The 22,512-nt window shown below is 51.1% G+C and carries 16 protein-coding genes; 11 read left to right on the top strand and 5 right to left on the bottom strand.

Features of this window, described 5'->3' with window-relative positions; translation table 11 throughout:
- Positions 1–621 precede the first annotated feature (621 nt).
- Complete coding sequence (locus G451_RS0103270; RefSeq protein ID WP_027183138.1) at positions 622–831, bottom strand: TOBE domain-containing protein; 210 nt, start codon at positions 829–831, stop codon at positions 622–624.
- 1,083 nt (positions 832–1,914) lie between these two features.
- Between G451_RS0103270 and G451_RS0103265 the strand changes: the two genes are divergently transcribed.
- The 8 genes from G451_RS0103265 to G451_RS0103220 all read left to right on the top strand — a co-directional run bounded on the left by G451_RS0103265 (position 1,915) and on the right by G451_RS0103220 (position 14,461).
- On the top strand, positions 1,915–3,303 hold the full coding sequence (locus tag G451_RS0103265; RefSeq protein WP_027183137.1) for an MBL fold metallo-hydrolase: 1,389 nt from the start codon (positions 1,915–1,917) through the stop codon (positions 3,301–3,303).
- 25 nt (positions 3,304–3,328) lie between these two features.
- The gene (locus G451_RS0103260) at positions 3,329–3,970 is read left to right on the top strand and encodes a peroxiredoxin (RefSeq protein ID WP_027183136.1); all 642 of its coding nucleotides are present in this window, start codon (positions 3,329–3,331) and stop codon (positions 3,968–3,970) included.
- Positions 3,971–4,167: 197 nt separating this feature from the next.
- Positions 4,168–7,581: a CHAT domain-containing protein gene (locus G451_RS27285; RefSeq protein ID WP_156921490.1), complete on the top strand. Its 3,414-nt coding sequence runs from the start codon at positions 4,168–4,170 to the stop codon at positions 7,579–7,581.
- 53 nt (positions 7,582–7,634) lie between these two features.
- Positions 7,635–7,895, top strand: coding sequence for a hypothetical protein (locus G451_RS32200; protein ID WP_156921489.1), 261 nt, complete (start codon positions 7,635–7,637; stop codon positions 7,893–7,895).
- A gap of 185 nt (positions 7,896–8,080) precedes the next feature.
- Entirely contained in the window at positions 8,081–9,223 is a 1,143-nt protein-coding gene (locus G451_RS0103240) for an anaerobic sulfatase maturase (RefSeq protein ID WP_027183135.1), read from the top strand.
- A gap of 22 nt (positions 9,224–9,245) precedes the next feature.
- Complete coding sequence (locus G451_RS27275; protein WP_051261081.1) at positions 9,246–10,928, top strand: sulfatase family protein; 1,683 nt, start codon at positions 9,246–9,248, stop codon at positions 10,926–10,928.
- A gap of 247 nt (positions 10,929–11,175) precedes the next feature.
- Positions 11,176–12,570, top strand: a complete 1,395-nt coding sequence (locus G451_RS0103230; RefSeq protein ID WP_027183134.1) for a nicotinate phosphoribosyltransferase — start codon at positions 11,176–11,178, stop codon at positions 12,568–12,570.
- A gap of 745 nt (positions 12,571–13,315) precedes the next feature.
- Positions 13,316–14,461, top strand: coding sequence for a hypothetical protein (locus tag G451_RS0103220; protein ID WP_027183132.1), 1,146 nt, complete (start codon positions 13,316–13,318; stop codon positions 14,459–14,461).
- Positions 14,462–14,771: 310 nt separating this feature from the next.
- Here G451_RS0103220 and G451_RS0103215 read toward each other — a convergent pair whose 3' ends face one another.
- Complete coding sequence (locus tag G451_RS0103215; protein ID WP_034640523.1) at positions 14,772–16,886, bottom strand: molybdopterin-containing oxidoreductase family protein; 2,115 nt, start codon at positions 16,884–16,886, stop codon at positions 14,772–14,774.
- A gap of 521 nt (positions 16,887–17,407) precedes the next feature.
- Here G451_RS0103215 and G451_RS35270 point away from each other — a divergent pair.
- The 3 genes from G451_RS35270 to G451_RS27265 all read left to right on the top strand — a co-directional run bounded on the left by G451_RS35270 (position 17,408) and on the right by G451_RS27265 (position 19,760).
- Positions 17,408–17,593 (top strand): glycosyltransferase, encoded by a 186-nt coding sequence (locus tag G451_RS35270; RefSeq protein ID WP_084448338.1) that lies wholly within the window; start codon positions 17,408–17,410, stop codon positions 17,591–17,593.
- A gap of 485 nt (positions 17,594–18,078) precedes the next feature.
- Entirely contained in the window at positions 18,079–18,615 is a 537-nt protein-coding gene (locus tag G451_RS32195) for a hypothetical protein (protein ID WP_156921488.1), read from the top strand.
- Positions 18,612–19,760 (top strand): sensor histidine kinase, encoded by a 1,149-nt coding sequence (locus G451_RS27265; RefSeq protein ID WP_084448337.1) that lies wholly within the window; start codon positions 18,612–18,614, stop codon positions 19,758–19,760. Before G451_RS32195 ends, G451_RS27265 begins: the two co-directional genes overlap by 4 nt.
- Positions 19,761–19,826: 66 nt before the next feature.
- Here the strand turns inward: G451_RS27265 and G451_RS0103195 are convergent, their stop codons facing one another.
- The 3 genes from G451_RS0103195 to G451_RS0103180 form a co-directional block, all read right to left on the bottom strand.
- Complete coding sequence (locus G451_RS0103195) at positions 19,827–20,828, bottom strand: hypothetical protein (protein ID WP_156921487.1); 1,002 nt, start codon at positions 20,826–20,828, stop codon at positions 19,827–19,829.
- A 58-nt stretch (positions 20,829–20,886) separates the two neighbouring features.
- Positions 20,887–21,816, bottom strand: a complete 930-nt coding sequence (locus tag G451_RS0103190; RefSeq protein ID WP_027183129.1) for a radical SAM protein — start codon at positions 21,814–21,816, stop codon at positions 20,887–20,889.
- A 383-nt stretch (positions 21,817–22,199) separates the two neighbouring features.
- Positions 22,200–22,391 carry a hypothetical protein gene (locus G451_RS0103180; RefSeq protein ID WP_027183128.1) on the bottom strand — a complete coding sequence of 64 codons (192 nt, stop codon included), beginning with the start codon at positions 22,389–22,391 and terminating at the stop codon, positions 22,200–22,202.
- Positions 22,392–22,512: the final 121 nt, after the last annotated feature.

Below are 22,512 nucleotides of genomic sequence, written 5' to 3'. Positions count from 1 at the left end.
TCGTTTTATTAAGCCATATTGTGCCGCGTTCCAGGGAGATGCAGTTTGCAACACTACTCTCAGTATGAATCCTTTCGAAGGACGCCTCCTCGATAAAGCTTCCTGCATCATTGATGCGCGAAGAGGTATTAGGACCCTGTGGATAAAACGTCTTTTCACGCACTTCAGTTCATAAAGAAACAACGATGCCGCACGGCTGTTATGAGATAAATTCTCAGACATACCCGACGTCCCTTTTTTCTAGCCGGATTGACGAAATATATTGCTACACAGACCGAGAGGATGAAATCATTGAGCTGTCTGAAGGCGCTGTATGGCTGGCTTACGCTTCCTCCCCCGCCAAATCACTCCACATAGCACTTCACGAACAGAACACCCAACTATGCTTCTTGAACGAAGCGGCTTCCTCTCTCGTCACACTCGCTCTCAAATTCATATCACGGCGACCCAATGACTTCATAATTCACATTAAAATTCTATACTAAACTCGTTGTGTATTTATATTAAAAATACAAAATATAAAAATCAATAGATAAATCCTATAGCAAATCATAATAAGCAAGGTGGGCTCATGCAATATGCATAAGCCCACCTTGCTAAAATTAATCTGTAATGAACAGACTAGTCGGTCACGAGCATGACGCTGGTCGCTTTGACCATCGCTTTTACTTTCGCGCCTTCTTTAATGCCCATTCTTTCAACAGAGTCTTTGGTGATGACGGAAACAACTTCAACACCAGGAGCGGCTTCAATAACGACTTCAGCGTTAACCATTCCGATGCTGACTTTCTTTACGGTACCAGGAATAAGATTGCGTGCGCTTACGTTCATGAGATTTCTCCTTTGAGGTTTGTGTGTTGCGAGATGTCACTACTTAACAAAGCCATATTTTTATGACAAGTGCTTTTCGTATATTTTTGACTTGTCCCCTAAAAGACAATTCATTTATTATTTTTCAAGTGAAATTTACACTGATTAAGAGATCAAAAAGAAACAATGGATGTTATCTTTCGTTGATATAGATCAGAATAAATCCAAATACGGAACGAGGCGACACTAAGAAGCGATGAGATGGATGAAAGGAAAGAGGAATGAAGATGAGAACAAGACGATCTAGAGAATACAACAAACAAAAAAAACAATACACCTCATACACTGCATGAGGTATACAGAATCTTTATTTATCGTATGGTGACCACTCCAGACAGAGTGAAAAAACATCAGTCCATAATTTTCACATGAACTCCTTGGGTTCTTATGCTCAATATGACACGATTGCAAGCGCTCTCGTGATAATTCACGAAAAACTTTTTAATCGTGACTCCAAATAATCAATTTTACGTTTTCTTTCTCCACGAAGCGATTTCGGACGGAACCTCGCATTCTGCCATCCTCTGGCACGACGTCCCTCCTTTTTCCTTCTTTATTCTTTGCGTGCATCCTTCGTCCCCAGCGTGCTTTCGATATCTCTTCAAAGACCGGTCAGGAGACATCCACCTACTTCGAGCACTCGATTCCTTCCATATCCTTCTGAAGACTTTTCGATAACAAAATGGATAGAAAAAAAGCATTTGATGAGCTCCAGCGATATGCACTACCGAAAGCTACCAAATTAACACTTCAATTTTATTTACTATTTTTAATGCTCAGCCAACGATTTCTTCCACGTGTGGAAATATTTTCAAAAAGAAGCATATTAATTTTTATTTTTACTTGAGAATTATTCTTACTAGACATAGAGTGCTTCCATTGTCGCACCCAGAAAACATCGATCAACAATTTCTATACAAAAAATCAGCATTAACTATGGACGAAAAGTTTCATCAACTGGTATGTGAAAAGAAGCGTGGTATGCCCCAAAGGCAGTAACACGGGCAGGTTCGACTACGCTGTACACTGCAAAGGAGGAATCCGATGTATTTCAAACAGATCCAAGTCTCAGGACTTGGCTGCCTGTCGTATGTACTCGGCTGCCCACAAGCGGGCTCCATGATCGTCGTGGACCCGAAACGCGATATCCAAGACTATCTCGACATCTCGCGTGACGAAGGCATGCGCATCACCTATATTATTGATACCCACGTCCATGCTGACCATGTGTCCGGAGCGCATGAGTTGGCAAACCGGACGGGTGCAGCAATCTGCATGCATCCGCAGTCGCCGGTGGACTTCGCATTCACGCCCCTGCCCGAGGGGCATATTCTCGAAGCCGGCAATGCCCGACTCAAGGTGTTGCATACTCCGGGTCACACTCCTCACGCCATCTCGTTGCTTGTCTCGGACTTGGCACGTGCGGAAGAGCCCTGGTTGATTCTAACGGGCGACTTGCTGTTTGTGGGTGATATCGGGCGTCCTGACTTGGCCGGGAAAGAGGTGCTGGAGGAGCAGGTCAAGAACCTGTACAGTTCTCTGTTCGACAAATTGGGATCGCTTCCCGACTATTTGGAAGTCTATCCGGCACACGGCGCCGGTTCATTGTGCGGGAAAGGCATGAGCCCCAAGACCAATACGTCTTTGGGCTACGAACGGCGACACAACCCGCGACTGCAATACAATTCGTTTCAAGCCTTTGCGCTGGCCACCGGCAATGATTTTCCGGTACGCCCCAAAAGCTTCACGCATATCATTTCCACCAATAAACACGGCGCGCCGCTCCTCGACCGTTGTCCGTTGGAACGCGCCCTGTCTGTGACCGATTTCGAAGCCGCCATGGAGCGCGGTGCCGTGATCATCGACGCCCGAGATGGGGCTGCCTTCGGTGGCGCCCATATTCCCGGAGCCCTCAACATCGGCTTTGAAAAACAACTCGCCAATTGGGTCGGCATGGTTGTCCCACCCGACGCCGACATTCTGCTCGTCGTGCATGATCGACCAGACTACGATGCCATGCGCACCGAGCTGCACCGCATCGGCTATGACAATATTCTGGGATATCTGTCCGGCGGCATGCAGGCGTGGATCTATTCCGGACGCACTGTTGACCGTCTGGAACAAGTCGGCGTGACCGAACTCTCCCAACGCGCCACCGACAAGACCTTGCCGATATTGCTTGATGTGCGCACCGATCCCGAATGGAACAACGGTTTCATTGCCGAAGCCCAGCACCTTCCATTCACCGAAATACTGGACAATTGCTGCTCACTGCCCACGGAGGAAGAAATTGTTGTCTACTGTGGGTCCGGTTACCGGTCCAACATGGCCGGTTCATTCATGAAACGACACGGATACACCAATGTGAAATCCCTGGCCGGCGGCATTCTTGCGTGGGGCCGGGCTGGCTGTCCTACCGTCAACCACAACTAACCACAGGAAAATGAAGGAGACAAATATGGAATCCGGTATCCCCTTGCTTGGCGCAAAGTTCCCGAAAATGGAAGTCACGACCACACATGGCACCATGAAACTGCCCAAAGACATGGAAGGAAAATGGTTTTTGCTGTTCTCGCATCCGGCCGATTTCACCCCGGTATGCACCACGGAGTTTGTTGCCTTTCAAAAACGGTTCAATGATTTCAAGGAACTCGGATGCGAACTCATCGGCCTGTCCATCGACCAGGTTTTTTCCCACATTAAATGGGTCGAGTGGATTAAAGACAACCTGGGTGAAGAAATCCAATTCCCGATCATTGCCGACGACATGGGACAAGTTGCGGCCAAACTGGGCATGGTCCATCCGGGCAAAGGCACCAACACCGTCCGCGCTGTGTTCATCGTGGACCCTGAAGGCATTCTGCGCATCATGTTCTACTACCCGCAAGAACTCGGCCGCAATATCGATGAATTGCTGCGCGCCGTGAAAGGCATGCAGACCTCCGATGCCAACGGCGTCGCCATCCCGGCCGGCTGGCCCAACAACGAGCTCATCGGTGACTCGGTCATCATCCCGCCCGCCAAAGACGTCACCGTCGCCAAAGAACGCACCGGCACCACCGATTGCTTCGATTGGTGGTTCTGCCACAAAAAACTGTAGATATCTCCCCCATCCCTCCATCGAAAACGGCTCAGGACGATTGTCTTGGGCCGTTTTCTGTGGAGGCCAAAACAAACCACGGCAAACACTCTTGCCCTCACGTCATTATACATCGTTTTCCCGCCATACGACCTTGTGTTTTCATATTTTTCGATGAATTATACGGCATTTATTATTTGAGACACCATGGAGCCGCCATGCCCATTGAACTTCGTATACGTGAACAGAATCTGAGCACCCTTGTTGGAAATGAAGTGTATGGCTCACGCGATATCGATGACAAAGCCGTCCACGATTTGAACGATTTTGCGTCACGGTATGACGGGATTGTGGAACGAAGGCCCAAGCAGGCCAAGGCCGATCTGTTGACACTGGGTTGCGAGCTGTATGCATGGATCGCCGCGAATGCGCCGGGGTTGTCACGTGCCCTGGATGAATGCTCTCCAGCGTTGCTGGAAATCATCTGTACCAGTCGGAAGCCCAACGCGACCGAGGCCGCCATACTTGACGCCCCCTGGGAACTTCTCGCCGATGAAGACGGCTTTTTCGCGTACGATCTGACACGGCGTTTTACGCCTGTACGTCGCATACAAGAAGCGAAAAAACCACCCACCTTGGACACATTCCGCCTCGGTGTCGTGTTCATGGCAGCGTCTCCACGTAACGAAATATTACTCGATTACGAGGCCGAGGAAGCCGCGATTCTGCAGGCCGTGGGCGAAACGCATATTGATCTCGTGGTGGAGGAGACCGGCGAACTCAACGAACTGGCCCATACCTTGGCCGGGCTCGATCCCATGACCGTGCTGCATGTGTCCTGTCATGGTACGAATAAACCAACGCCCTGTCTTGCTCTGGAAAACGAAACCGGCGACTGCGTGTTGACCACAGCATCCGATCTCGTCATGAAACTTCCCACGGCTGCCGGGCGCACCCCGCGTTTTCTCTTTGTTTCAGCGTGCAAAACAAGTCTGCCGGGACACATGGAAACAGGGCCGGCGCAATCCTTGGCCGCGGCCATGGCCCGATCCGGTTTACCGGCCGTGCTCGGCTGGAACGGGTCGGTTGGCGATCAGTCGGCGACGTTGTTTGCCAAAGAACTCTATGCGAGTCTGGCAGATCGCCAGCCATTGGAAGATGCCGTCTGTCATGCTCGCTTCCGCCTGCTTGAAAACACGGAACTGCAATATAACGACTGGCACATGGCCCGGCTCTGGTTGGGAGCACAAGGCGGCGGGCCGCTTATTGGCGGCACCACGGAGCGTTCATTGGTCCCGGCCACGCATGGCCATAAGGAATTTCTCGGCAAGAAGGCAGACATCCCCGTCGCCAGTCATGAAATGTTCGTCGGCCGACGGCGTGAACTTAAAGAGGGCTTGCGTGTATTGGCCGGCAATGAGTGCGCCGGCCTACTCCTGATGGGCATGGGACGACTGGGAAAATCGAGCTTGGCGGCCCGGTTGGCCACCCGTCGACCGGACATGGCGCTGGCCGTTGTCTACGGAAAGTTCAACGGAGCAATTGCCATTCTGGACGCTCTCGCTGAAGCCTTACAAGGCAATGCCGACGCCCAAGACATCATCTCGTCGAGCCGCGCCGAATTGATCCGCCATCCGGAATCGCTGGAACGCGTGCTGCAACGGCTCGTGTGTGAAAAACAGGCCCCATGCAGGCAACAGACGCCCGTCCTGCTGGTGATTGACGACCTCGAACAAATTTTGCGTCCACCGACCGATCACACCAGTCCGTATCACGTCCACGAATCGTATGCGCCAATTCTTCACGCGCTTGTGAAGACCTTTGATCCACGGCAAACCAAAAGCCGTCTGCTGTTCACAAGCCGCTACGCTTTCCGTCTCGATGGTATGGAACATCGCCTCCATACCATCCAACTTGCTGCCTTCAAGGAAGAAGAACAGCACAAATTGTTGTTGCGCCAACGCCAAGTTGCCGATGGAACCAAACGCACGGACACAGCGCGAGAACCGTTGGTGCAGCGTGCGCTGAAAGTCTCGCAGGGGAACCCCGGCTTGCAAGATATGATCGTCGGCAAATTCGCGCTCCAAACCGACGTGCCCGAAGAGCGAGTCGAACAGGTGCTCAACGAGATGGAAGCCTACCTCCAGGGAGGCAACCTGCCGACTGAGGAAACGACACGCGCCTTTTTGGAAAACCTCGCCCTGGATACTCTGCTCGATCTGGCTGGCGACGCTGGCCGGGATCTCTTACGCGCGGTCAATTGCGTCGAACTCCCCATTCCGGAGTCCATCGTACAACGCCTCGCCGACACCATGGGCGGCAACATCACCCATTTGCGCGGCCTGGGCCTGCTGGAACCCTCTGAAGACCTTGTCCAGCCGACTCACACCGCCCTCGCCGTCAATGCCCTCGCGGCGGCTCGTCTCAAACAGGTCACGGAAACCGAAGCTCAAGCCATCATCCCGTTGATTTTGGAACCTCTATATACAGCCTGGGGTGGCGATTATCATCGGAAGAAAGCCTCATTAACAGACATTGAACTCTTCCGTCTCGCGCTTGTCGTCGAACACGGTCGGATTGCGGCAACCTGTGGTGAATATGCTGTCGAGGCTCTGGTCTCCCACATTGGCAATGGAGACGCTGCAACGATGGGAAAGGTAGCATTGAAATTATGTACTCAACAGAACATTAGTCCACCTCCCAAATTGCTGATCTATACCGCACGGGCTTGTTTTGCAGCAGGAAAGCCAGAGGAAGCCAAAGCCATTTTGCTAACATTGGAAGCACAGTTGGAACGAATGAAAAAGAATGGCGAAGCGGTGGAAGACCTCACCAGACTCAGCCTCTTCTTGGATCTAGGGAGAATCTTCCAACGGCAGGGAGCTTTGGAGGAAGCTAAAACTCAATTTCAGCACATGAAAGAACATGCTGTTGCCACGGAGTTGGAACGTGAACAGGCCATTGCTGCCGGAGAAATAGCCGACATTCTCCGAACACTAGGACAGCTCGACGAAGCCTTAGAAATACGCCTGACGGAAGAGCTCCCGGTCTATGACAAGCTCGGCGACGTGCGTTCACTGGCCGTCACCCAGGGGCAGATCGCCGACATTCTCCAAGCTCGAGGACAGCTCGACGAGGCCTTGGAAATACGACAGGAACTTCAGCTCCCGGTCTATGAGAAGCTCGGCGACGTGCGTTCGCTGGCCCTCACCCAGGGGAAGATCGCCGACATCTTGTTCGCACGAGGACAGCTCGACCAGGCCCTGGAAATACGAATGGAGCAAGAGCTTCCAGTCTATATGAAACTCGATGATAAGAACAGTATTGCCTCTACGTTGTGGGACATTGCTCAAATTGAAATGACTCACGGCAAAATGGAAGACGCCGCACCGAAAATAGCGGAAGCCTATGCTCTTTTCAGTGCAATGGGACGGTTAGAAGGCATCGCCGTTATTGGACAATTTTTTGGCCAATTGCTTATCGTTTCAGGACATCATGACGAAGGCCTTGACGTGCTCCAACGGAGTGTTGACGGATTTCGACAACTTAGCCGGGAAGCGGATGCGCAAGAAGTGGAATCCAACATGAAACAGGCACGAGAATATATCACCACCCACCCCAAGGAAAATTAACATGCGTATGCTGGAATTTACGGTCTCAGGCTCCCATGTTGAAGAGACTGCTCGTGCGTTGGCAGCCCTCTTGGCGGAAAGGTAACCCGGATGCATTGCTTGAGATGCTAAATACGGCGCTCAAGATGGAAAATACCATGGCGCTCTTCGATGCAACCTCAAAGCAAGAACTTGCCACTAAACACGATGTACGCGAACTTGAATTGCGCATTGCCGCTGAGCTTGCGAAGATGAAAAACGACCTGACCGTTCGCATGGGGGCGTTACTTGCTGCGACTGTGACCATTATCGCCGCGTTGAAACTCTTTTCATAGCATTCCCACGCATTTCGTACGGCACCACTCTGCAATGGTGTTCTGGCAACTATTCAATTTCTCTCCATCATCCCCCCTTCCACCACAGCACTACCCAAACTCCACGATATCCCATAGAGTCATGACCATCCGTGGCGTATCATGCACCGCATGAGGCCGCACGTTTTCATCCACGACGTGGTGTTATGACTGCCAACAACGATTTCACCATCATGGTCAAGCCGGTTGGGCCGGACTGTAATTTGAGCTGTTCTTATTGCTTTTACCGCTCAAAAGCTTCCCTCTTTTCTGATCCACATCCCCGCATGGATATGCGTCTTCTTGAGCGCTTTATCATCGCCTATTTCGAGCAGCATCCCGGGCCGGTGGTGCCGTTTACCTGGCAGGGCGGGGAGCCGTTACTTGCCGGGCTGGAGTTTTTTGAACACATCCAACGGTTGCAGCGTCGTCATGCACCGGAAGGAAAAACGGCCTTCAACGCCGTGCAGACCAACGCCACCCTGCTCAATCGTGATGTTGCCCGATTCTTTGCCCGAAACGGCTGGTTGGTCGGCATCAGCCTCGACGGACCGGCGGCATGTCATGACGTCTATCGTCGCCGTGCCGGACGGCCGACGCATGGCCAGGTGATGAGCGGACTCGCCAATCTGCGGAAATATCGTGTCGAATACAATATTCTGTGTGCGGTCCATGCCGCCAATCAGGACCAGCCCGAAGCGGTGTATCGATTTTTGCGCGACGAGGCCGGAGCAAATTTTATCCAATTCATTCCCATCGTTGCCTGTGGCCAGGGAGAGCCGAGCCCGGCCCGTGTCGAGCCGGCCGCCTTCGGTCGTTTTCTGTCGAGCGTGTGGGACATGTGGCGACAGACAGACGTTGGTCGGGTGTTTGTCGGACATTTCGACGCGGCCTTGGCCGCGCATCTCGGCCAACCCGGCAGCCTGTGCGCCATGGCCCAGGATTGCGGCCGGGCGCTGGTTTTGGAACATGACGGCAGCCTGTACACCTGCGACCACTTTGTCGATGCCGAGCATTGCCTCGGCAATATAGAAAACCAGTCGCTTGCCGATCTCCTGGCGAGTCCAACCTTGAGCGAATTCGGAAGATGCAAATCCGGGGCACTGCCGGAAGCCTGTCAGGCCTGTGCGCTCCGCTTCGCTTGTGGGGGCGGATGCCCCAAAGATCGATTTTCCCCTTCGCCGGGCACGCCGATTGCACAATATTTGTGTCCGGGACTTACCGCGTTTCTGACGCATGCCGACCCGGACCTCGCCGACATGGCCGCGGTTATCCGCCAACAACCCGCCTTTCGGCGTGCGACGACATGAACCGATGCAAGGAGATGCACCCATGGCAGACACGAAAAAAACCACCGTCACGCGTCGCGAATTTCTCAAAGAGTCCGCACAAGCGCTCACCGTGGGTGTTGTGGCGTCGGCCATCCCCGGATTTTCGTCATTAACCGGCGGCACGTCTCCGGCCGAAGCGGCGACACTCCCGGCCAAACCCAATATCCTCATTTGCATCAGCGACCAGGAACGATACCCCCGCGACTGGCCTGACGGCTGGGCCGATGCCAATCTCACCAAGGCGCGTCAACGGCTACTGAGCAACGGCATGGATTTTTCTCGCGCGTTCTGCAACGCATCCATGTGTTCACCCAGCCGCGGGAGTCTGTTCACCGGACTCTATCCGGCGCAACACGGCGTCACCCTCACGCTGACCGAAGGCGGTCCGCTGTCTCCGTCTGAAACCACGCTGTCTCCGGACCTACGTAACCTGGCCAAGTTGCTTGGCGAGTCCGGGTATGACGTGCAGCTCCGCGGGAAATGGCATCTCTCCAAAAGCGACGAGGGAAGTACGCCCACGGCTGACGATCTTGCGGAATTCGGATTCAACGGTTGGGTGCCCACCAATGTCGGCGAAGCGCTCGACGTGAACACCTTGGCTGGCGGCTGTCCCGATATGGACGAACCCACCGTGGACCAGGCTATCAGTTATCTCCAGACGCAAACACCGGAAGCCACCCAAACCAAACCGTTCTGTTTGGTCGTTTCGCTGGCCAATCCGCATGATATTCTGGCCTATCCCAAACTCTGGGACGCCGAGTCGTGTGAAGACAAGTGCTACAAGAATACGGCCGATCTGAGCATGGGAATCCCCCTCCCCGATTCGCTCGACACGGACGACTTATCTCGTAAACCGCAGGTGCAAACCCAGGCCAAACAACTGTATGCCGCCGGTCTGGAACCATTGGCGACAACGCCCAAACAACTCAATTACGTCAATTTCTACGCCTATTTGCAAACCATCATCGATGACCAGTTCAACACCGTGCTGCAAGCCCTCGAAGACCAGGGACTCACCGAATCCACCGTCATCGTCCGCACGGCCGACCACGGCGAAATGGGACTGGCGCACAATGGATTGCGTCAGAAAATGTTCAACGTCTATGAACAATGCATCAATATTCCGCTGATCTTTTCCAATCCGCTCCTGTTTCCGGAACCGCGCCAGACCACGGCCTATGCCGGACTGGTCGACCTGGTGCCGACCGTGGCCAGTCTGTGCGGCGTGCCGAGCTGGAAATGGTCGTATCTCCCGGGCAATGATCTCACCCCGGTTCTTCGGGGCACAACATCGCAGCTTCAGGATACGATTCTGTTCACGTTTGACGATGAATACGCCGGGCAAAGTTCCGTCCCGCCCTACATTACCGAGCCGTGTCATATCCGTTGTATCATCCACAAGGATGCTGACGGAGAATGGAAATACGCCCGCTATTACGATCCCGCGGCCGCAGTGGATGAAGAATACGAAATGTACTGTCTGCGTGATGGAAACGGCGTTGATGTCGATCCCGAAGAGTTGGACAACCTCGCCAATCCGGCCAGCACCAATTATGTAGCATATACTGCCAAACGCGAAGAACTCGCCCAACTGCTCGCCACCACCGAAGCCGAGCGCCTTGCCCCCAGAATCCCACCCGGCCCACCGTTGCCATACCTCAATGTACTCTTGTTCGATGAATAGGACGACGATCATCCCGCCCGCATGAGACCATGCGGGCGGGGCAATATGAAAAAATCCCCCCACCGCACATACACCAACCTGGACGACATGAGGTCTCACACCGTATAGTGCGCAGGACTCTTTCGGTGACATCGTCTCAACGAAGTCATCGGAACACATCGCTTTCTTTTCCAAAACCATGGAGCCGTTGTCCAAGCCACCATGTCACCTTCTGTCAAAGCGCACACAAACCTCATCAGGACATACCATGATGCACAATAGTATTCTCAACACCGACAGCTATAAAACATCACATTTCAATCAATATCCCCCGAATACGGTCAATATGAATAGTTATATTGAAAGCCGTGGCGGGAAGTGGGCGCAAACGGTCTTCTTTGGCTTGCAGATGTTCCTGAAAGAATACCTCTGCACCCCGCTCAGCGCAGAGCATATTGCCGAAGCAGAAACCATGCTCAAGGCGCACGGTGTTCCATTTCATGCCGCCGGTTGGAAGCATATTCTTGACCACCATGGCGGTTTCTTACCCGTGGTGATTGAAGCCATCCCCGAAGGCACGGTCATCGATGTCAAAAATTGTCTGGTCCAGATTCGCGCGACCGACCCCGCCTGCTTTTGGTTGCCGAGTTATCTGGAAACCGCACTGTTACGTGGTGTCTGGTATCCGACCACCGTCTGTACCTTGAGCCATGAAATCAAGAAGCTGATCTTCACCTACCTTGAACGCACTGCCGACGATCCCGCCGCTGAAATTGATTTCAAACTGCACGATTTCGGCTCCCGCGGCGCATCGAGCTATGAGAGCGCAGCCCTGGGCGGTGTTGCCCATCTCGTCAATTTCAAAGGAACCGATACCGTCATCGGGCTGGCCGCAGCAAAACAGTATTACCACTGCGATATGGCCGGATTTTCCATTCCGGCGATGGAACATTCCACGGTGACGAGCTGGGAAAGTGAAGTCAGCGCCTATGAAAATATGGTCGAAACCTATGGCGCGCCGAATGCGTTGTATGCCTGTGTCTCGGACAGCTACGATATTTATACGGCGATTGAATACATTTGGCCGCGATTGAATGAAAAGGTTCTGGCCAAGGGAGGAACGGTCGTCATCCGCCTCGATAGCGGCGATCCCGTCACCATGGTTCGCGATTCCCTGGAAACGCTCATGCAGAAATTCGGCTTCACCACCAATTCCAAGGGATTTCGTGTTCTTCCGCAACATATTCGCGTGTTGCAAGGCGATGGCGTCAATGAGGAATCGATTGAACAGATTCTGAGCGCCCTCCACGATGCGGAAATTTCCGCCTCCAACCTTGCCTTCGGCATGGGCGGGGCACTTTTACAGAAAATGAATCGCGATACGTTGAAGTTCGCCATGAAGTGCAGTGCCATCCAAGTCAACGACAATGGCCATACCTATTGGCGCGACGTATTCAAGAATCCTATTTCCGACCCCGGAAAAATCAGCAAACGCGGCATCCTGGCCGTGAATGCGTACGACGGCACCCATTACACCATGAAAACGTCGCCCGAATTCAACGAAACCAATTGCCTGCGTCCCGTTTTCCAAAACGGCGAATTACTCGTGGATGATGACTTTGCAACGATTCGAGAGCGGGTACAAAACACCATCGCGTCATAATAGCTCGACGACATCGCTTTCTCACATGGCGAGCATCGTCTTCGTCGCGCTGCACGAACGCGATGCTTGCCAATCTCTCTCCTCCTGAAATTATCATTGGTATCCTGAAAATACCGAACTGTTCGAATATGAGACAAAAGCATGAGACGGGGAAACACTTCCGACTCCTGCGGTCTCTCTCTTGCCACTGAAAAATGCGGCTTCTTCGAGCCGTCTCGTGGTTCACAGCAGCCTCGTTGAGAACGCAATATCGCTCACAGAAGGTCCGGCCCTCCCATATTGGGCATGTTCTCAAGCCACACGACACCAGACTTCGTCTCGGCATCGCTCTTATACAGAGCAATGAAGTATACAATTCCGGGCACAGACTTTGCAAAATGGACAGTACGCAACGGAGTCATTGTCAGCGCAGAATATTATGATGGATGGTTCTACCGTACTCTGAATTTTCCTCATACGCATCCAATGTCTTGGATAATGAGAAGCATGGGGAGCTTCTTTTGCGTGGAGAGAAAGATCTGTACACAAATGAAAAACCAACCATGTGTAATGATTTATCTCTTATTGTCATGTTTCAAGAGAAAAAATGTTTTTGTTACATAGATCGCAATCAAACATCGAGCAGTAAAGAATGTTTCGCCTCGAGCGCCTGAACACAATGCATCATACTTCTGATGTATTTTTATTTATTACACTGTTTGTTGGCAATAGAAGGCATAACACAATTCAACGGGGGACTGCTTACATGGAAAGAACAGTAGAATCGTCGGCGGATGCTGTGGAAACCAAAAAACCTTTCGGACTGGAACTCAGTCCTGTTGCGTTTTCGGTCATGAGTTTTCTTGTTATCCAGGTCGTCAGTTATATGGTCTGGCTCTTGTTTGTTGATCCAGTGCGTGGTGTCTGGAAATTTTATCCGCAGCCGTTTGGCGCATATTTATTCTGGGGAATCCTCGTCCTGGTGTTTCTGGGTTTCAACCTCGGCATGTTTGGACTCAGCAAGTATGATCAGCCCATGCGGGGCTTGATTGCAACCGCAATCACGCTTCTTATCGCATTCGCCATCACAGCGCTCATGATTTTCGGATATGGCACCATGGACCCCGCATTCACCGCCACGGAAGGGGTGGGCTATGGTGCAGTGGGACTCATCGTGCTCATTGGATTCTATGGATTCGGTGTGTTGCCCACCAATATGGGGGGCTGGCCCTGGACCGATGTCGGACTTGAACAGCCTTTGGCAGGCATTGCACAAATTTTTGTCGGATTCTTTTTGACATGTATTGGCTACGTTTTGCTTATCTATCCGAGCGTTGCGAGCTGGACGAGCCCTGAAAAGGTGCTGATGCCACTGCCGACGGCAATCGGCTGGTTTTACTCCGTGATTGTGTCCTGGTTGACGACGGCACAGGTTCTCGACCACTGGCCTTGGACGAGTTTTGGCTCGCGAGCAAAGACGGCTATCGGTGCATTTATCGGCAACTTTATTCTTGGCACAGTCATTTACTTCGTCTTCTTGGCGTTATTGAAAAACGTTTTGATTCCTGCCGAAGCCGTGGAAAAAATTGGTGCAGCCATTACACTGTGGCCGGCACAGTTGGGCGTCTGGATCGTGTTCTGGATGATCTTTTGGCCGCTTGCCGTCGGCAATGTGCCCAATGCCCTGAGCCCTGCTGCGAATCGATTCGTGCGCCTCGCGATCACATGGAGTCTCGGCATTCTCTCATTCGTTGTCTATATGCGATGGTTTGCCATGGATGTTCTCAACGAAGCGTCCATTGTTCCCGGTTTTGGCGGCGATCCTTTGACGTGGGTTGACTTGTTAAACTTTGTCATGCTGGTCTATATCTTGTATTTCGGAAGCTATGGACTCGTAAAAAAGCAGGAATAACCATACAGATTTCGACAGAATCATTGTAAGCCCCAACCATCTGCCCTGTCTTCTCGTCATGCCCGGATACCCCGCGAGAAGACCAACACAAGCGACCACTGCATAACAGTGGTCGCTTCTCTCTTTTTTTCGCTCTGTGCGTTGCTAAATCGATTTCAATGTATGACTTTTTTCAACAAAAACACTTGTTGGATTGTGCGCATTTTTAGAACAGTGTTCGAAAGATGACCATAAGAGAATAGACGTGCTAAACACCATCATTCTCTATCTCAACCATCAGGATGCAGCCGGCGAAATCATAGGTACTCTGTTATTCCTTCTCCACGGCACACAAAAGCCCCCGGAGCTGGTAGGATCCAAAGGCGGGATCATACGGCGGTGTATCGCTGGTCAAAACGTTTGCATTGGATTCAAATATTCCGCATTCGCCGTCCCGGCGTTCGGGAAACCACCACCCGTGATCGAGACTGACCACCCCTTCCCGCATTCCTTCGGTCACGCGTGCTCGCAAACGCACTTCCCCTCGTGGTGAGCGAACCCGAATCCAGTCGCCATCACTGATACCGTATGCCTTGGCGGTTTCCGGTCCGAGTTCGGCCAAAGGATCAGGATGGGCGCGGCGTAATCGCTCAATTTGCCGACCTTCGCTATGGAAAAACGCTCGTCGACGGGCTCCAGTGGTCAAAACCAGGGGATAGTCGTGCACCAAGTCCGGTCGTGATACCGGACTTTCCGGCGGCTCGACAAACGATGGCAATGGATCGTAGCCCAGACGTGCCAGAGGCTTGCTCACAAACTCCACCTTACGACTGAGTGTACGAAATCCCTTTTCCTCGAATCGTCGATAGCGCGGTGGACGCTGCATCATGAATTGGTCGGCCAATTCCGCAAACGACAGCCCCGTAGGCTCTAAGCGATAATCAAAGATGTGTTCCAAGGACTCTTCGGCCCCGGGCAACCCTAAACGTTGGGCCAAGCCATTCAAAATATGCTCGTTCTGTCGACACTCTCCCACTTGCATCATAGCACGCTGAGCAAAAACCGCTTGAGCCGCCACAAATGGCATTTCCACAATCTGGTCAATTTCGGGCCACATGGCCGCGGGCAATACGTAATCGGCCAAGGCAGCCGTCGGGGTCATGAAGAAATCGCTCACGGTCAGTAGATCCAGAGCCTTCAACGACTCGTACACGCCGCGGCTGTTGGCCACTGTTGCCAGGGGGTTGTTGCCAAAGACAAGCAGCGCTCGAACCCGATACGGATCACCATGGCGCATGGCTCCAAATAAGCCGGGGATATGTGCAGACGGCATGAAGGCGCGAAAGCCGCCCAAAAGCTTGAAGCGATCGGCGCCGATACGTTTGGATAACGCCTCCGGAGGCAAGGCCTGACGCAAGACCGGATATGCTCGAACGACGTCTTGCCCAAAAACATCTCCTCCCGGAATATCGATGTTGCCGGTCAGACCACGCAGAATGGCCACGGCACGAACCGTCTGTAAACAATTGGGGTGCTGCTCCAGGGAAACCCCCCAATCAAGAATCGCCGGTTTATCCAAGGCATAACGACGAGCCGCCTCCACAATGTCCGCGGCGGAAATACCGGTAATCGTTTCTGCCCATGCCGGGGTACGCGCAGCCACATGCTCACGCAATACGTCGAAACCTGTTGTCCAGTCTTCCACAAACTCGTGATCGTACCAACCTTCTTCAATAATGGTACGTATCATCGCCAACGCCAGAGCCGCATCGGTCCCCGGCCGAATGGGAAGATGGAGACCGCAACGCTTCGCCGTTTCACTCGGTCGTGGGTCTACGGCAATGCCATAGGCTCCGGCATCCAAGGCCTTTTGCACCGGAAAGGACAATTCCCCATCGGGACCGGAAACCAGAGGATTATGTCCCCAAAACAGAATCGTACGGGGAGGCGTATCGCCATAATAATCTCCGGCTATAAATCCCCCATACGTCAAATTGGACACAGTAATGCGGGGAATGAAGCAATTGGCAAGACCGGGTTCGTACCAGTTGGGCGTTCCAAACGTGTTGGCAAAACGAATGACATGAAAATAGTGATGTCGACCGGTGCCTTGCCCCAACGCAACAGCCTCGGGACCGGATTCCTGTCGAATCGCATCCAAACGTGCGGCGATTTCGTCCAACGCCTGTTCCCAGGAAATACGAACGAAGTTCCCCGAGCCTCGCGAACCGACCCGCTTTTGCGGATAAAGCAACCGATCGGGATGAGAAACGAAATCCGCTGTCGACAGCCCCTTGATGCACATGCGGTTCAGATTGAACGGCGAACCCGCCTTGGGCTGAACCTTCAGCAGGCGACCATCCTCCACCGTCAACTGCGCTGCACACCCTCCATGACACCAGCGACAAATGCCGGGAAATTCGCCGGAACGAGAGAACGCGGTCATAAGGCAACAACCAAGTACGAAACACTTTGATGAACGCGAAAAATGTCTTTGCCAACAATGCCCTTCATGTTCTCCTCCAAGAAATGCAAAAGTATACTCAGAACTCTCGCGCTATCAAACAATGACGAACACCATACCGGATGAGCTGTATTTCATGAAAGCAATACCGAAAATTGCCATTCTTGCCCACCTCTGCAAAAGACTCGCCCAACACACGACACGCGGCACGTTGCCCCCATCCCATGAAACAGTGGAAGCACTACAGCATCATGAGTGTATCGAATGACCTCATAGAAATAATGTTTTGCGCTTTCTCTGAATGTGCTTGACGGAGAATTGCGAAGGCTGAAGATTTATGATTGTGTGCTTGTGCTCCAGGCGTGTAAAAAAACATCGGCCAACCAGGGTATAGGATCACAAGGCAGGCCGGAAAAAGGTACTCTCCCTTCTATTTAAAACATTTTCACTCCGGCAGAACGTTTTAACGCCACAATCCACAGGAGCAACCACAGAAAAAAGCCATAGAGACGTTATTTCAGGTTGAGTATCTTTTTGCTCATGACCAAGACCTGCTCAATAAAGTGTTGAAAGGACATGTTTCTGCGCTGGATTGTTCGTGGAACTACCAATGGACGTGGATGCTGACGGAAACAGGAGATTTGAACATTCAAGATATCAACATTCTTCACTATTCTGATATATGGTGAAAATACGCTGAAAATACAATCTTTTACGAACAAATCACCACAAACTATATGAATAACAAAAAAAGCATACGGGGGTTCTTTGCTTCATTGAAGTAGCCCCCAACGTCTCTTTAAAAAAAGAGCGCATCGTTAGAGCGTTCTCTATACACGTACTATATAACTGCGATGCCATTTCATTAAATTCATTTCTTCCGCATATCCTACGCCCTTCACACTTTACCACTTACGCCTCTCAATGCTTTTATTTTTGAGACAAAACAATTAATAATCACGAACAGGTGATCACTGCGAGACAACTCCACATCAAAGTGCAGTCAACATCAATTTTTCGAATGAAATCAACATCCGAAGAAAAAAATCATGAGGAAAAAGAAAAAAAAGAATATTGCGTCTTCGCCTTTCTCAAAATGCAGTGTAGTATTGTTACGGGCTGTAAATCGATATCATTGTGTTGTGAGGGTCGCATGTGTCGGGAGAAAAATAAAATGCCCTTTCCAGCGAATGATCACGATATATTCAAAATCGTTGAGCGAGATGACTCCTTCAGGGGAAAAGACAAGCATAAGCCGAGCCGGAATTGGAGAGCCCTTGGGATTGCAATACTCCTTATTCTGACCGTGCTGGCTCCGTCCGAGGTTTTAGCGATCCAAACGCATGGAATGGCGGAAGGATTATATGCTCACCAATTCGGTCACGCCTTGTTTTTAGGCGCGATGGTCGTGTTATACTTCCGTCTCCGGCATCAGGTGCACCTCCGCTCTCGCGGATGGAAATTCATCTCGTTATCGTGCTTGCTTTTCGCCATGTGGAATGCGGTAGCGTTTTTAGGGCATTGGCTTGAAGAAAGTCTGTCTGGCCCCATTTTTTCCGGAGGGGACCCCCCATGGGAGAGATCGTTGGTTGCGCTTCCGGAGTGGAAAGCGCTCATTTTTTATGCCTGTAAGTTTGACCATCTCCTTGCCGTACCGGCCATGATCTTTTTCCTTTTAGGACTTCGCGAGTTTTGCAAGGAGCGCCAATGACCCTGCACCTGACGGAACTCCCAATCTTTCTGGTCGATATTCTCGGCTCGACGGCGATGATTGTGCTGTCATGTCTTTCCACACATTACGCACGCCGCTTGATGCATCTGGAACCCCGAGAACTGCTCTGGTCATACCTCTACATGTTGACCGTGGCACTGATGGCCTTTTCTGTTGGACGCGGTGTCGGGCATCTTGTGCGCGATATGATGATCATCACAGGCCATAAAGCGCTCTGGCCCTTCATAAATCCTCTCAGTGGGGCAATAAACACCATCACGTTTATATTTATCGCGGCAATAACGTCATATTATGTTGTTGTGGAAAAGGCGTTTTTATTACTCGAACAAGCCCACACGAAACTGGGTGAAGCTTTTGAGGAAATACGTCAAAATCGAGATCAGATGATCTTGCTGGAACGATACGCCATATCTGACAGAATGGCCGCGACACTGGCGCACGAAACACGCAACCCCATATTTACCATCGCGAACTTTGCCAAGTCATTGCTTCGTAAGAGTGGAAAAGACGACCCCATCGCCGCATACTTACAAATCATTGTCGAAGAATCGCATAAACTCGAAGGGCTGATTGATGGAATTTTAAAGGTCCGCCATGATCTGCCATGCCTCATGCAACGCGTTTCCGTGCAGCAAATCCTTACCGATTTGGAAAAAACCGGCAAAATCAAAGGCGCCGTCGCACGAATTGACATACACACCGTAGCAACCTCAGAGGAATTGTGGCTCCATATCGATTTCAGAAGCCTGCTGGTTGGCCTTACTGAGATTCTGATGAATGCGATTGAAGCTTCTCCTCACGGCGGCACGGTCACGATTGCCACTGAACGCGAAGACGATAAAGCGATATTTCGTATTACGGACACCGGAAAAGGCATCCCGGCGACACTCTTCCCCAAAATCTTCGAGCCATGTTTCAGCACCAAAGAATTTTCCACCGGCTTGGGACTCGGCTTTGCCAGAGAAATTCTTGAAGTCAATGGCGGTCACCTCAAAGTGGAGTCAACCCTCGACAAAGGAACGACGGTTATTGTGGCTCTGCCTTTGGACAAAAATGGCGATGAGGTGTGTCACGAGTTGGACGAGAATCTTTCCGACGAGGAAAACCCTCCACAATCTTGTTGAAGGCGATATATATATATATATTGGGTCAGCCCAATGGAATCACACTCATGACGAGGTACCATACGGTCAAAATGCTCGTGCGATACTCGCACGCAATCCCTCGTCACGTCGCATTACCGAACAACGAGGTGGAGGCGCCGACGTCGCCGCGGCAAGTGCAGTGGGAAGATCTTCTAAAGTATCATACATGAATAACGAAGACTGATCGTAATAGCTCCGTGCCGCATGATGACTCGCAATAACAGGCACACCGGCAAGCAGCAATTCGGGAATCTTCGTCAACGCACCGGCCCCGGAGTGTTGATGTATAATACAGGCTTTACACTCCGTCAGGATGGTGAACATCTCATCTTCACTGACATTGTTGGCGATATATATCGATTCAAAATTGGCATCGATTTGCTTGATAAGCGATGCACCAAACCCCGCGATAATGAGAAATTCTTTTCCCCGATTCACGGAGTCCCACATCGTCGCCAACTCACACATCCCTTCGTATGTCGGCGGATTGAATGCCGTGCCCAGGGATACAATGTATTTTTTCTCCGATTGATTTCGTGCACTTCGTACAGCCGAGAGCCAATCTTCAAGGGATTTCGTTGGATAATATGGGTAATAGAAGCAATTGATTCCCATGTTTTCCAGCAACCATGTCTCTTCACGAGAAATCGTCACACAGAGTTTTGACTGTGATATCGCTGCAATTTCTTCGTGAAATATTGAAAATTGTTGCTGCGTATCCTTTGGTATACGCGCCATGGACTCCATATTATGCAAGACAATCCCAAATGGAATCGACAACCGTGACAATTCATGCAGCGTATGTGGAAAAAACACGGGATCGTCGAGCAAGACCGCATTCAGATCCAAGTCTTTAATTTGCCTGGACAGGTGAAAATCTCGATTGAACTGGCCGTGTAAATACGCATTGTAATTGTACCGCGTGTCCAGTCCGCTATCATTGCTGAAGAGTGGAGACGGCGTTTCCGGTCCACCGTCTGTCGGCATTTGAGCAATGTCGAATACTCCCCACGCATCCTGAACCAACGCGTCGTGAATCTGCAACACTCTGCGGTTTCCACCATGCCCACCTGTCCGAAGGGGAAATCTGCTGATATAAAGATTCTTATGCTTCATCATGCATTCTTTTTTTCGGTTTAGAATAAAATCCTGTACACCGTCGGCATAAGTCGATCTGTTCTTTTTTCCCCTGCCGAAAAAGCTCAATCATTTTCATTCTCATGGGGTGACATACAAACGCATCAAGCGGTTGTTCATAAATAGTTCCCATGACGCCACGTGCATTCAAATCATTGCAGCAGATCGTGACGGAACCATCAGGAAGCACCACCATGTTCTTCATCAGTAAAAAGCAGGGTTCGCCAACGCTCTTTTCTGCGATTGCCCGAAACGAAGAATCATCAACACCCATTTCAACACTCCCGTCCCAATTGTGGGGATGTCGGAGACTCACTTTATCCATAAACGACAACAATTCTTGAAACGCCGGAGAGAACGCTGCTGTTTTTTCAGGAGATTCTTCAATAATGCAGATTGCTTCGGTTGTAATGGGAGCATTAGCGCGACGATTGAGCAAGAGAAATTTCATAATATTCTCACGAACGACGTCCCATCGGGCTCCAACGCGAATTTGCTCGAATGCGTCTTCAGAACCTCCATCAAGACTAAATCGCATTTGGTCGACTGCCCGACTGCGAATGATTTGCGTAGACTTCTTTTCACTCAACAACATCGCATTGGTGAGCAATCCGACCACCGGTTTTGATGGAATTTTACCTTTATATCGACGGATAACGGAGAGCATGGCCGGCAAATCCGCATGGAGCAGCGTTTCCCCGGCGTTATGGAGATCGACTCTCCTGAGATGCGGTAAACGATTCTCTGCAAGCTGTCGAAACAGTATCTCCATCGTTTCAACACGCATCTGAATACGCGGTTTCGAATGATCAAGCGCGCACCACTTGCATCGCAGATTGCACGACGAATTCAATTCGATATTGAGCAGCGTTGTCTCAGGTATGTCGCGTTGATTCATCCGCATATCCTTGTTTGGAAATGTTCTCCATGTAATATCAACATTATATTCGACGAATGATAGAATAATTATAGGGGAAAGTCTTGCCGGAAGCGCTTTGAATTCACGAGAAGAATTCAAGACAAACCACGTCTTCCATACATCATCCCTTGCGGTCAATACATAACCACACGAACAAGAATATTCTCCAGGAGCTTGATGAAGGCAAGATAATGCACGAAAGAAGCACGAAAGCTCCTTTCTTTGGTACGATGAATATGGTGAGGATAAAGAGGGAAGAATCCCCGATATAAAATCCGCTGTGACGTTTCCATAGATAGCGTCACGCGTGCTTCATGCCCTTTAGAGTAAAGTACATGAAGAATAGGCCCGACGCTTTACGCTCAATACGCACTGAGACCACCCGTAAGAAATTGGACCTCAAGAGAAGTCATAACGTTTTTCGTCGAACTGCGAGGTGCCGTCTCCGGTGCACGTTGAGGAACAGGAGCAACCTCGGCTTTTCGGTTGAAATGTCCTTTAAGGAGCGAATCCATTTCGTCACGACTCACGATGGATGCAACAGAATTTGCCATTGTTTTTCGACCTTCATTTTTCTCCCTTCGTACAGCCAGGAGTTAACACTGTTCATGGTCTTTGTCGGGTATTGGACACAGGCGGTTACACGACAACAACCTGCGTCCATTCGCCGAAAAA

The organism is Desulfovibrio inopinatus DSM 10711 (assembly GCF_000429305.1).
Lineage (GTDB): Bacteria > Desulfobacterota > Desulfovibrionia > Desulfovibrionales > Desulfovibrionaceae > Alteridesulfovibrio > Alteridesulfovibrio inopinatus.
This window is presented reverse-complemented; position numbering and strand designations above follow the sequence as displayed.

What these genes read in the sequence shown, in the direction of transcription:
- G451_RS0103270 (WP_027183138.1), bottom strand. Translation starts at nt 831, where the DNA reads ATGAACGTAAGCGCACGCAATCTTATTCCTGGTACCGTAAAGAAAGTC.
- G451_RS0103265 (WP_027183137.1), top strand. Translation starts at nt 1,915, where the DNA reads ATGTATTTCAAACAGATCCAAGTCTCAGGACTTGGCTGCCTGTCGTAT.
- G451_RS0103260 (WP_027183136.1), top strand. Translation starts at nt 3,329, where the DNA reads ATGGAATCCGGTATCCCCTTGCTTGGCGCAAAGTTCCCGAAAATGGAA.
- G451_RS27285 (WP_156921490.1), top strand. Translation starts at nt 4,168, where the DNA reads ATGCCCATTGAACTTCGTATACGTGAACAGAATCTGAGCACCCTTGTT.
- G451_RS0103240 (WP_027183135.1), top strand. Translation starts at nt 8,081, where the DNA reads ATGACTGCCAACAACGATTTCACCATCATGGTCAAGCCGGTTGGGCCG.
- G451_RS27275 (WP_051261081.1), top strand. Translation starts at nt 9,246, where the DNA reads ATGGCAGACACGAAAAAAACCACCGTCACGCGTCGCGAATTTCTCAAA.
- G451_RS0103230 (WP_027183134.1), top strand. Translation starts at nt 11,176, where the DNA reads ATGATGCACAATAGTATTCTCAACACCGACAGCTATAAAACATCACAT.
- G451_RS0103220 (WP_027183132.1), top strand. Translation starts at nt 13,316, where the DNA reads ATGGAAAGAACAGTAGAATCGTCGGCGGATGCTGTGGAAACCAAAAAA.
- G451_RS0103215 (WP_034640523.1), bottom strand. Translation starts at nt 16,886, where the DNA reads ATGACCGCGTTCTCTCGTTCCGGCGAATTTCCCGGCATTTGTCGCTGG.
- G451_RS32195 (WP_156921488.1), top strand. Translation starts at nt 18,079, where the DNA reads ATGCCCTTTCCAGCGAATGATCACGATATATTCAAAATCGTTGAGCGA.
- G451_RS27265 (WP_084448337.1), top strand. Translation starts at nt 18,612, where the DNA reads ATGACCCTGCACCTGACGGAACTCCCAATCTTTCTGGTCGATATTCTC.
- G451_RS0103190 (WP_027183129.1), bottom strand. Translation starts at nt 21,816, where the DNA reads ATGAATCAACGCGACATACCTGAGACAACGCTGCTCAATATCGAATTG.
- G451_RS0103180 (WP_027183128.1), bottom strand. Translation starts at nt 22,391, where the DNA reads ATGGCAAATTCTGTTGCATCCATCGTGAGTCGTGACGAAATGGATTCG.